General features: G+C 39.8%; 8 protein-coding genes. 7 read left to right on the top strand and 1 reads right to left on the bottom strand.

What is annotated here, in order from left to right; genetic code table 11:
* Positions 1-248 precede the first annotated feature (248 nt).
* Together licT and IGJ39_RS09615 are read left to right on the top strand one after the other, a co-directional pair.
* Positions 249-1,106 carry a BglG family transcription antiterminator LicT gene (gene licT, locus IGJ39_RS09620; RefSeq protein ID WP_019723114.1) on the top strand — a complete coding sequence of 286 codons (858 nt, stop codon included), beginning with the start codon at positions 249-251 and terminating at the stop codon, positions 1,104-1,106.
* Between the two features lie 90 nt (positions 1,107-1,196).
* Positions 1,197-3,083, top strand: a complete 1,887-nt coding sequence (locus tag IGJ39_RS09615) for a beta-glucoside-specific PTS transporter subunit IIABC (RefSeq protein ID WP_019723113.1) — start codon at positions 1,197-1,199, stop codon at positions 3,081-3,083.
* A gap of 246 nt (positions 3,084-3,329) precedes the next feature.
* On the opposite strand, the gene IGJ39_RS09610 is transcribed toward IGJ39_RS09615, so the two are convergent.
* Positions 3,330-4,235: a MurR/RpiR family transcriptional regulator gene (locus IGJ39_RS09610; RefSeq protein WP_108146250.1), complete on the bottom strand. Its 906-nt coding sequence runs from the start codon at positions 4,233-4,235 to the stop codon at positions 3,330-3,332.
* A 306-nt stretch (positions 4,236-4,541) separates the two neighbouring features.
* Between IGJ39_RS09610 and IGJ39_RS09605 the strand changes: the two genes are divergently transcribed.
* From IGJ39_RS09605 to IGJ39_RS09585, 5 genes are all read left to right on the top strand, one after another.
* Positions 4,542-5,942, top strand: a complete 1,401-nt coding sequence (locus IGJ39_RS09605) for a 6-phospho-beta-glucosidase (protein WP_019724139.1) — start codon at positions 4,542-4,544, stop codon at positions 5,940-5,942.
* Positions 5,943-5,947: 5 nt separating this feature from the next.
* A complete protein-coding gene (locus IGJ39_RS09600) occupies positions 5,948-7,381 on the top strand; it encodes a 6-phospho-beta-glucosidase (RefSeq protein ID WP_019724140.1) in 1,434 nt (477 codons plus the stop codon).
* A gap of 143 nt (positions 7,382-7,524) precedes the next feature.
* The gene (gene trxB, locus IGJ39_RS09595; RefSeq protein WP_010734952.1) at positions 7,525-8,460 is read left to right on the top strand and encodes a thioredoxin-disulfide reductase; all 936 of its coding nucleotides are present in this window, start codon (positions 7,525-7,527) and stop codon (positions 8,458-8,460) included.
* A 125-nt stretch (positions 8,461-8,585) separates the two neighbouring features.
* The gene (locus IGJ39_RS09590) at positions 8,586-10,313 is read left to right on the top strand and encodes a phospho-sugar mutase (protein ID WP_019724537.1); all 1,728 of its coding nucleotides are present in this window, start codon (positions 8,586-8,588) and stop codon (positions 10,311-10,313) included.
* Positions 10,314-10,378: 65 nt separating this feature from the next.
* Entirely contained in the window at positions 10,379-10,678 is a 300-nt protein-coding gene (locus IGJ39_RS09585; RefSeq protein WP_065095735.1) for an ArsR/SmtB family transcription factor, read from the top strand.
* Positions 10,679-10,681: the final 3 nt, after the last annotated feature.

Raw genomic sequence — 10,681 nt, 5'->3', positions numbered from 1 at the left:
GGCTGTTCTGGGGGAGTGGTAGTTTCCATGTTAACGTGAAAGAATTTTTTTTAGAAATATAGGAATAATACAAAAGAAAGCGTTGACATTTTAAAATTGTTTCGCTACTATGAAGAAAAGAACATACTGTTGGATAGTGATTGCATCACGCAAGCTAAACCTAATCAGTCACCATGAATCGATTCCATGGCTGACTTTTTGGGTTTTTTTGTTTTTTTTAGGAGTGACAATCATAGAAAGGGGATATTATGCGGATTGAAAAAATTCTAAATAATAATGTCGTTGTCACAAGGGACAAATTAAATCGAGAAATGATCGTTATGGGAAAAGGATTAGCATTCAAAAAAAAGATTGGTGATGCTATTTTAGAAGCGGGTGTGGATAAAGAATTTCATTTGACAGATGATCGACTGTCGAGGCATTTTCAAAAATTAGCGGAGGATATCCCGATGGAATACCTCGAACTCTCCTACGAGATCATCGAGTATACAAAAGAAAAGTTAGATGTGACATTGAATGAATCCATTTATATTTCATTGACCGATCATTTATACAATGCGATCAAACGTTATAAAACCGGCGTTGGATTACCTAATGTTTTATTATATGATATCAAGCAATTATTTCCGAGAGAATACCAAATAGGTAAAAAAACGATTGAAAGAGTCCATCATAAATATGGATTTGATTTATCCGAAAATGAAGCTGGATTCATTGCCCTTCATTTAGTCAATGCACAATCAGAACAAGATAGTATGAACAATATGTACCAGTTTACGAAAACCATTCAGGATATTTTGAATATCGTTCGCTATTATTATCAAACACCCTTTGATGAAGAATCGATTTATTTTTTCCGATTTGTCACGCATCTTCGTTTTTTTCTCAGCCGTGTGATGAACACGTCCCTTACCCAAGAAGGTGAGGTCGAGGAAGAACTGATCCAGATGATCCAGCGAAAATACCAAACGGCTTCTGGCTGCGTGGACAAAATCGCTTTATTCTTACAGGAAACATTTAATTATCATATGTCAGACGATGAAATTGTCTACTTAACGATCCATCTGGCTCGTTTGGCAGATAATAATCATTTAAAAAATCACTAAAAGGAGGGCCGTGGGTTCAACGAATGAGTACCAAAGGATAGTGACATTGAGTTGGCTAAACCTTCAATCAAACAATTGGAGGAAAAGAACATGGGAAAATACCAAGATTTAGCAAAAGAAATCGTGAAATATGTTGGCGGAAAAGAAAATATCAGTAGTTTGACGCACTGTGTGACTCGCTTGCGTTTTCGGTTAAAAGACGAAAGTAAAGCAGATGACGAGACATTGAAGAATATGGATGGTGTCGTGACTGTCATGAAAAGCGGTGGGCAATACCAAGTAGTCATTGGTAATCATGTACCAGACGTATATGCAGATGTATTAAGTGTAGCAGGGATTTCAGAAGATGCGGAATTAGCCCCTGCGAAAGGCAATATATTTAATCGTTTGATCGATATTTTAAGTGGTTGTTTCCAGCCCTTCTTAGGAGCTTTAGCAGCTGCCGGGATGGTCAAAGGATTGAATGCATTATTTATCTTTTTAGGATTCTATGAGCAGACTTCCGGAACTTATATCATGTTAAATGGGATCGGTGATTCGATCTTTTATTTCATGCCAGTTATTTTAGGGTATACAGCAGCTAAAAAATTCAAATTGAATCCAATGGTCGGCATCGTGATCGGCGCAGCTCTTGTCTATCCGACCGTACAAGGACCGGCATTACAAAGTGGCTTTGAAGCAGCCAATCAAGGTGCAGCTGCGCCGCTTAGCCTTTTAGGATTGCCCGCGTATGAAAGTTTCTTGGGTATTCCCTGGGTAGGAGCTTCTTATACATCAAGTGTTGTTCCTGTCATCTTTATCATTGCTTTTGCCGGACAAGTGCAAAAATTTGCGAAGAAGATCGTTCCAACAGTTGTCCAAACATTTGTTGTTCCTTTTATGGTCTTATTGATTGCTCTACCGATCGGCTTTTTGGTGATTGGCCCAATCGTTAGCTTGTTAACAGAGTGGTTGAGTGCAGGTTTCCAAGCATTGATGGATTTTTCACCAGCATTATATGGTGGGGTTCTAGGCTTCTTCTGGCAAGTATTAGTTATCTTCGGTCTACATTGGAGTATCATCCCTTTGGCGATCATGCAGTTGGCACAAAATGGCTCAAGTCAAATGCTTGTAGGTGTTTTTGGGGCAAGTTTTGCACAAACCGCCGTGGTATTAGCAATGTACTTCAAGTTTAAAGACAAGAAAATGAAAGCCTTATGTATGCCTGCCTTTATCTCAGGAATCTTTGGTGTGACAGAACCAGCCATCTATGGAATCACTCTACCTAAAAAGACCCCGTTCATTTATTCAATGATTGGTGGGGCAATCTCTGGTATCTATTTGATGATGAGTGGTACGACAAGTTATACAATGGGTGGCTTGGGCATCTTCGGAGTGGTCAACTTCATTAGTGGTAGCGATGCCAGTGGCATGTACAATGCCTTTATCGGTATCGCAATTGCAGCAACGATTGGCTTTACTTTGACTTTCTTGTTCTGGAAAGATACCGAAGAAGTAGTACCTGAGAAAAAAGAAAGTAAAATCAAAGAAATCGTCAAAACACCGATCCAAGGTGGTATTGCATCTTTAAGCGAAGCAAAAGACCAAGCATTTGCTAAAGGCGCGTTAGGACGAGGAATCTTGATCTATCCAGAAAAAGGGGAAGTCGTTGCACCATTCGATGGGACAGTGATGACGTTATTTCCTTCAAAACATGCGATTGGTTTAGTTTCTGAAAGTGGATTAGAACTGTTGATCCATGTTGGGTTAGACACTGTACAATTGGAAGGGAAACATTTTGAGTCTTTTGTGAAACAAGGGGATAAAGTGAAACAAGGAGACGTCTTATTGCGATTTGATATCAATGCGATCGAAAGTGAAGGCTATAGTGTAGAAACCCCTGTCATTATTACCAATTCAGCAGATTACCTCGATATCGTCGAGAATCAATCGAAGATCGTGACGAATGGGGATGAGTTGATCACAGCGTTGACTTGATGAGTTCAAAGCCCTTTAGATCAAGGTTTTAGAAAGTTAGCTTAGTGTTAAAAAGTATTTTTCCACAGGAGAATGTTTCTAAGTACCTGATTCCAAAAAAAGTCGTAACATCCGAGGGTTTCCTCTCATATTTTGGATGTTACGGCTTATTTTCTTAGAAGTTCAGCTATTAAATTAGAGAGTAAATTTCAAGGAGCAACTTTGTTCTGAACGAATCTTTCTGATCGTTCCCGCTATAAAAGTAGACTAATCGCCATCTTCGATTGAATCGGTAAATAGTTCTTCTTTCATAATGGATGAACTGATCTGCCGTGTATCGACTTTTTGCCCGACTTCGATCAAATAATTGAGGTTCTCACGATAATGTTCAGCAAAGACACAACTATATAACACATCCAACAAATAGGAGATCGACGTATTGATCGTGAAACTACTGATTTTTGAGTACAATCGTTCACGTGTTGTCAGGCGCAATACCACATCGCTCGCTGTGGACAAACTGGACTCACCGATGCTCGTCAACGATAAAATCGGCACATTTTTTTCTTTCAAAATTTCAGCAGTCCGAAGCATCATCTGATTTTCTCCCGTATAAGAGATCAAGATCGCACAGTTTTCAGGCTGACAATTGTAGGCATCGTAATATGACTCGCCAGAAGTTGGCACAATGGTCACTTCCTGTTTGATCCGATTCATTTTCAATTTGAAGGATTGAGCAATCAATGTGTTGGTATCACTCGAAAATAATACGATTTTATTCGATCGCAGCAGAAGTTGCTTTGCTTGTTGGAGATCGTCGTGCATCAACAAGGATAACGTATCTTGGATCGTCATACGTTCAAGTGCCGCAATCCGATTAGCGATCGTCATGATGCCTTCATTTTCGGAAAAAGGGAGATTGGCGTCCACTTCTTGAAAGTTTCCTTGTAGATATTCTGTTTCAGCAATGAACGCATCTCTAAAATCCACCCATCCGTGAAAACCCATTTTTTTGGCGATCCGAATCAAAGTAGAAGGATGGACATAGCAAGTTTCAGCAATTTGTTGAATCGTTCGATCGGCCAGAGTTGTTTCATTGGCTTGGAGAAAACGGATGACTTCGCTTTCTGAAGGTGAAAAGTTGATTTGTTTAAGCTTTTCCTTTAATAGCATAATTCGATCCTCTTTTTTACGTTTTTGGTTAAAAGTATGTAAAATAATTGTAAACGGTATTATTTAGTGTGTCAATGAAACAAAAAAAAGAGAAGTAATTCCTTTACTCGTTTATTTTGATTATAAAATTAGGCTTTATTTGGTTTTTTTTCATTATTTTTCTTTTTGTTATGTGCAATAAATTTACAAAAAAATGCAAGAATATCGATCATTTTGTAAATGGTTATTCAAATTGATCAAAAAGTATTGTGACTTTTATTTACAAAAATGATAATAGAGTTGTAAAAAAGACGAAGGAGTGAGTGTATGAATCAAGGAATCAAGATCGCGACAATTGGTGGCGGAAGTAGTTACACACCGGAACTAATGGAAGGATTCATCAAACGTTACGATGAATTGCCGATTCGTGAAATCTGGTTAGTCGATATCGAAGCTGGGCGTGAAAAACTAGCGATCGTCAGTGAAATGGCCCAACGGATGTGGGATGCTTCTCCATATGACGTGAAAATCTATGCCACCTTAGATCGCGAAGAAGCATTGAAAGATGCCGACTTTGTCACTACACAATTTCGGGTCGGTCAATTGGATGCTCGTGTAAAAGACGAACGCATTCCAGCGTACTATGGCATGTTAGGCCAAGAAACCAATGGAGCTGGGGGAATGTTCAAAGCATTTCGTACGATCCCAGTCATTTTAGCAGTAGTTGAAGACATGAAACGCCTCTGTCCGAACGCTTGGTTGATCAATTTCGCGAATCCAAGCGGTATGGTGACTGAAGCAGTCGTTCGTTATGGGAAATGGGACAAAGTGATTGGATTGTGCAATGTACCAGTAATGGCAATGATGACAGAGCCAGTCATGATCAGTGAAAAGAAAGAAGAGTTGATTTATAAATTTGCTGGGCTGAACCATTTCCATTGGCACAAAGTAGCGGATGCAAAAGGAAATGATCGTACAGAAGATTTGATCGAACAACTTTATGCGGAAGATAACGGGTTGCCAAAAAACATATTCGATGTGCCATTCTTTAGAGAACAACTCGATCAGATGAAAATGATTCCTTGTGGCTATCACCGCTATTACTATCGTGAAGAAGAAATGTTGGAGCATGCGTTGGAAGAATACCACACGATCGGAACGCGAGCACAACAAGTCAAACAAACAGAAGCGGAATTGTTTGAGCTATACAAAGATCCGCAACTCGATCATAAACCAGAACAATTACAACAACGAGGCGGTGCCTATTATTCGGATGCTGCGTGTGAAACGATTGCTTCGATCTATGGCAATAAAGAAACTCAAATCGTTGTCTCAACGAAAAACAATGGGGCAGTGCCTGATCTACCAGCAGACTGTGTCGTTGAAGTAACAGCGTATGTAGGCGCGCAAGGAGCAAGAAGTGTTGCTTTTGGTTCATTACCTACAGCAGAACGTGGCTGGTTACAAGTGATGAAAAATATGGAGTTGTTGACGATCGAAGCAGCTGTCACAGGTGATTACGGGACGGCGTTACAAGCATTTACGATCAACCCATTAGTTCGTTCTGGTAAAACAGCAAAACGTATGATGGATGAATTATTTATTGCTCATCAAGAGTATTTACCACAATTTAAAGAAGCCATCGATCGCTTAACAGCAGAAGGCATCGAAGTGCAAGATGAATTAGCAAGAGAATTGTCAGAAAAACGTGTAGTGGAAGGAGTATAACAACGATGGGATTTAGAAAAGACTTTTTATGGGGTGGCGCAACAGCTGCCAATCAATGTGAAGGTGGATACGACGAAGGAGGGCGCGGCTTAGCCAACGTAGATGTCGTGCCGATTGGTCCAGATCGTTTTCCAGTGATTACCGGTCAACAAAAAATGTTTGAGTTTGATGACGAACATTTTTATCCAGCAAAAGAAGCGATCGATATGTACCATCACTATAAAGAAGATATTGCCTTATTTGCAGAAATGGGCTTTAAAACCTACCGTCTATCGATTGCCTGGAGCCGTATTTTTCCATTAGGTGATGAGAAAGAGCCAAACGAAGAAGGGTTGAAATTCTATGAAGATGTCTTTAAAGAATGTCAAAAGTATGGGATCGAACCCTTAGTAACGATCACTCATTTTGACTGCCCGATGCATCTAGTCAAAGAATATGGGGCATGGCGTTCGCGTGAATTAGTCGGATTTTATGAAAACCTTTGTCACGTGATCTTTAATCGTTACAAAGGATTAGTAAAATACTGGTTGACCTTTAATGAAATTAACATGATTTTACATGCACCGTTCATGGGGGCTGGCTTGTATTTTGAAGAAGGCGACAATGTAGAGCAAGTCAAATATCAAGCAGCTCATCATGAGTTACTAGCGAGTGCGATTGCCACAAAAATCGCGCATGAAGTCGACCCTGAGAATAAAGTCGGCTGTATGTTAGCTGCGGGGGCTTATTATCCTTATTCATGTAAACCAGAAGATGTCTGGGCTTCACGCCAAGCAGACCGTGAAAATTACTTCTTTATCGATGTGCAGTCAAGAGGAGAATACCCAGCATATGCACTAAAAGAAATGGAACGCCAAGGCATCGAGATCAAAATGGAACCAGGAGACTTAGAGTTATTGAAACAACATACTGTTGATTTTATTTCATTCTCTTATTATTCTTCTCGTGTTTCAACAACCGATCCAAAACTATTAGAACAAACCGCAGGAAATATCTTTGAATCAACGAAAAACCCTTATTTAGAAGCAAGTGAATGGGGCTGGCAAATTGACCCATTAGGTTTACGGGTAACCTTGAATGATATTTATGATCGTTATCAAAAACCATTGTTTATTGTCGAAAATGGTTTGGGCGCGGTAGATACTCCGGATGAGAATGGCTATGTGGAAGATGACTATCGCATTTCATATCTTGCTTCACACATCCAAGCGATGAAAGATGCAGTCGAATTAGATGGTGTTGATCTATTAGGTTATACGACTTGGGGATGTATCGATCTAGTTTCTGCTGGAACTGGTGAAATGAAGAAACGCTATGGTTTTATCTACGTTGATCGTGACAATGAAGGCAATGGTACATTGAAACGAACAAAGAAAAAATCATTTGATTGGTATAAACAAGTGATTGCTTCGAATGGTGAAAATCTAGCGAACAAATAGGATAGAATAAGAATGTCTATTGTTTTTGTCTATCGATTTCGAGTATAATATATCTATTCGAAACTCGTAGGCAGAACAATAGACTTTTTGTGTGATTGGCTGTAAAGTAGGCTTACTTGATTTTAAAACGGAGGAATCTACATATGTATGATGTAATCGTAATTGGTGCAGGACCTGCTGGCATGACCGCTGCTTTGTATGCTTCAAGATCAAACTTATCAGTAGCGATGATCGAACAAGGGGCACCTGGTGGGCAAATGAACAACACCGCAGAAGTAGAAAATTATCCTGGATTTGATTCGATCATGGGGCCAGACCTTGCGTATAAAATGTATGAAGGTGTTTCACGATTTGGAACTGAAAATGTCTACGGTATCGTCCAAGATATCAAAGATCATGGCAACTATAAAGAAGTCATCTGTGAAGACAAAAGTTACGAAGCGAAAACAGTCATCATTGCGACTGGCTGTATCCATCGTAAACTAGGGGTGCCAGGCGAAGAAGAATATGCTGGCCGTGGTGTTTCTTACTGTGCAGTTTGTGACGGTGCATTTTTCCGTAACAAACGCTTAGTCGTGATCGGTGGTGGCGATTCTGCGGTAGAAGAAGCTGTGTATTTGACACAATTTGCTTCAGAAGTCGTTATCGTTCATCGTCGTGATGAACTAAGAGCGCAAAAAATCATCCAAGATCGCGCATTTGCGAACGAAAAAATCTCATTTGTTTGGGATACGATCACTGATGAGATCATCGGAAATGATATGGTCGTTACTGGTGTCAAAGGGCACAACGCAAAAACAGGGGAAGAAATCGAATTAGCAGCTGACGGTGTGTTCATCTACGTTGGACTAGATCCATTAACTGAACCTTTCCGCAAAGCTGGACTCACGAATGCTGCTGGCTGGATTCCAACAGATCAAGATATGCGTACGAATATGCCTGGTGTGTTTGCTATTGGCGATGTACGAGAAAAAGATCTACGCCAAATCACCACAGCAGTAGGCGATGGCGGGATTGCTGGACAACAAGTGTATAAATACTTGGAAGCTTTAGAAGAAACGCCAAACGCTCAAGGATAACTAATGATGTGGAAAGCGAAAAGGACGATGAGGAATGTCATGGTCCTTTTTCTTATGCTTTGCTATCTAAAAAGAGAATGCTATACTTAGAAAGGAACATATTTTTAGAAAGAGGTGTCAGCTTCATGTCTTGGAAACAAGTTTACGAGCAATGGGCAACTGAAGAATCATTAGAAGAAAATTTAAAAAAACAATTAAAAGAATTAAGTGAAAATCCTGAAAAATTAGAAGATGCGTTCTACGCACCTTTGGAATTTGGTACAGCAGGAATGCGCGGGATCTTAGGACCTGGAATCAATCGAATGAACATCTATACTGTACGTCAAGCAACAGAAGGGCTTGCACAATTTATGGATGAACAAGGAGCAGAAACAAAAAAACGTGGGGTAGCGATTGCTTATGATTCACGTCATCAATCGCCAGAATTTGCGATGGAAGCGGCAAAAACTTTAGCGCAACATGGTATTCCATCTTTTGTATTTGAAAGCTTACGACCAACTCCAGAGCTTTCATTTGCGGTTCGTCATCTTAACGCATTCGCTGGGATCATGGTTACAGCTTCTCATAATCCAGCGGCATATAATGGCTATAAAGTCTATGGCGAAGATGGTGGACAAATGCCGCCTGCTGATGCAGACGCATTGACAAAATATGTACGAAACATCAGCAATCCATTAAAAGTAGAAGTTTTAGCAGAAGAACAAGCAAAAAATAGTGATTTGATCACGATCATCGGCGAAGAAATCGACCAAGCGTACTTGGAAGAAATCAAAGCAGTGACGATCAATCATGAATTAGTAGAAACATTAGGGAAAGAATTGAAGCTAGTCTTCACGCCGTTACACGGAACAGGCAAAATGTTAGGTGAGCGTGCGTTGACTCAAGCGGGATTTGAACAATTTGTCTTGGTTCCTGAGCAAGCAGTCGCTGACCCAGACTTCACCACAGTCAAATCACCAAATCCAGAAGAACACTCTGCTTTTGAATACGCAATCCGTTTAGGCGAAAAAGAAGGCGCAGATCTATTGATTGCTACTGATCCAGATGCCGATCGTCTAGGTGCAGCTGTACGCTTGCCAGACGGTTCTTACAAAGTATTGACAGGAAATCAAATCGGCGCTTTGCTTGTCCAATATATCCTGGAAGCTCACCGAGAAAAAGGAGCACTGCCAGAAAATGCGGCGGTCTTGAAATCAATCGTTTCAAGTGAACTACCGACAGCAATCGCTAGACATTATGGTGTAGAAATGATGAACGTTTTGACTGGCTTCAAATTTATTGCTGAAAAAATCCAACAATTCGAAGAAACCAAGGCGCATACATTCATGTTTGGTTTTGAAGAAAGCTACGGTTATTTAGTCAAACCATTCGTTCGCGATAAAGACGCGATTCAAGCACTATTATTATTAGCAGAAGTTGCTGCATTTTATAAAAAACAAGGTAAGACCCTTTATGATGGGTTACAATCGATTTTTGAAACGTATGGCTATTATGCAGAAAAAACAATTTCAGTCACAATGAGTGGTCAAGAAGGTTCAGCGAAAATTGCTGCACTGATGGAGAAATTCAGAAAAGATGCACCAACTGAATTTGCCGGAGAAAAAGTTTTACAAACAGAAGATTTCAAGGCACTGACAAAAACAGATGCTCAAGGAAATGTAGAAAAACTAACGACTCCACCTTCAGATGTATTGAAATATACACTAGAAGAAGACGGTTGGATCGCGATCCGTCCTTCTGGAACGGAACCAAAAATCAAATTTTATATTGGTGTCAAAGGTGATTCAAACGAAGCAGCACAAGAAAAAATTGCTGCACTTGAAGCTAGCATCAAATCAATGACAGAAGAATAAACAGTTGAGACTGACGAAAAAAGTGGTACACTTTAGTAGTCAGTCTTTTTTTGGAGGTGAATCGTTTGTCGGGGAATCAAAACATTAAAGTAGAAAAAGTGAGTCAATTATTCAAGGTATTAAGTGATCCGACACGTTTGAATATTTTACTTTATTTAAAAGATGGAGAAAAAAATGTGACGTCGATCAGTCAATCTGTTCAAATGGAACAATCGGCTGTATCTCATCAATTACGGTTGTTACGTGAAAACCACGTGGTGAAATCACGACGTGAAGGAAAAACGATCCTTTACAGTTTGGATGACTTTCATGTATTAGATATTTTAGAACAAACGATCAAGCATGTTGAACATCAAAAGAATTAACGA

Origin of the sequence: Enterococcus sp. AZ140 (assembly GCF_051714405.1) — a bacterium.
In the GTDB taxonomy this organism is placed as follows: Bacteria; Bacillota; Bacilli; order Lactobacillales; family Enterococcaceae; genus Enterococcus_B; species Enterococcus_B pernyi.
The sequence above is the reverse complement of the archived record's forward strand: the minus strand, read 5'-3'. Positions and strand labels throughout refer to the sequence as shown.

What these genes read in the sequence shown, in the direction of transcription:
- IGJ39_RS09610 (WP_108146250.1), bottom strand. Translation starts at nt 4,235, where the DNA reads ATGCTATTAAAGGAAAAGCTTAAACAAATCAACTTTTCACCTTCAGAA.
- IGJ39_RS09590 (WP_019724537.1), top strand. Translation starts at nt 8,586, where the DNA reads ATGTCTTGGAAACAAGTTTACGAGCAATGGGCAACTGAAGAATCATTA.
- IGJ39_RS09600 (WP_019724140.1), top strand. Translation starts at nt 5,948, where the DNA reads ATGGGATTTAGAAAAGACTTTTTATGGGGTGGCGCAACAGCTGCCAAT.
- IGJ39_RS09615 (WP_019723113.1), top strand. Translation starts at nt 1,197, where the DNA reads ATGGGAAAATACCAAGATTTAGCAAAAGAAATCGTGAAATATGTTGGC.
- IGJ39_RS09605 (WP_019724139.1), top strand. Translation starts at nt 4,542, where the DNA reads ATGAATCAAGGAATCAAGATCGCGACAATTGGTGGCGGAAGTAGTTAC.
- trxB (WP_010734952.1), top strand. Translation starts at nt 7,525, where the DNA reads ATGTATGATGTAATCGTAATTGGTGCAGGACCTGCTGGCATGACCGCT.
- licT (WP_019723114.1), top strand. Translation starts at nt 249, where the DNA reads ATGCGGATTGAAAAAATTCTAAATAATAATGTCGTTGTCACAAGGGAC.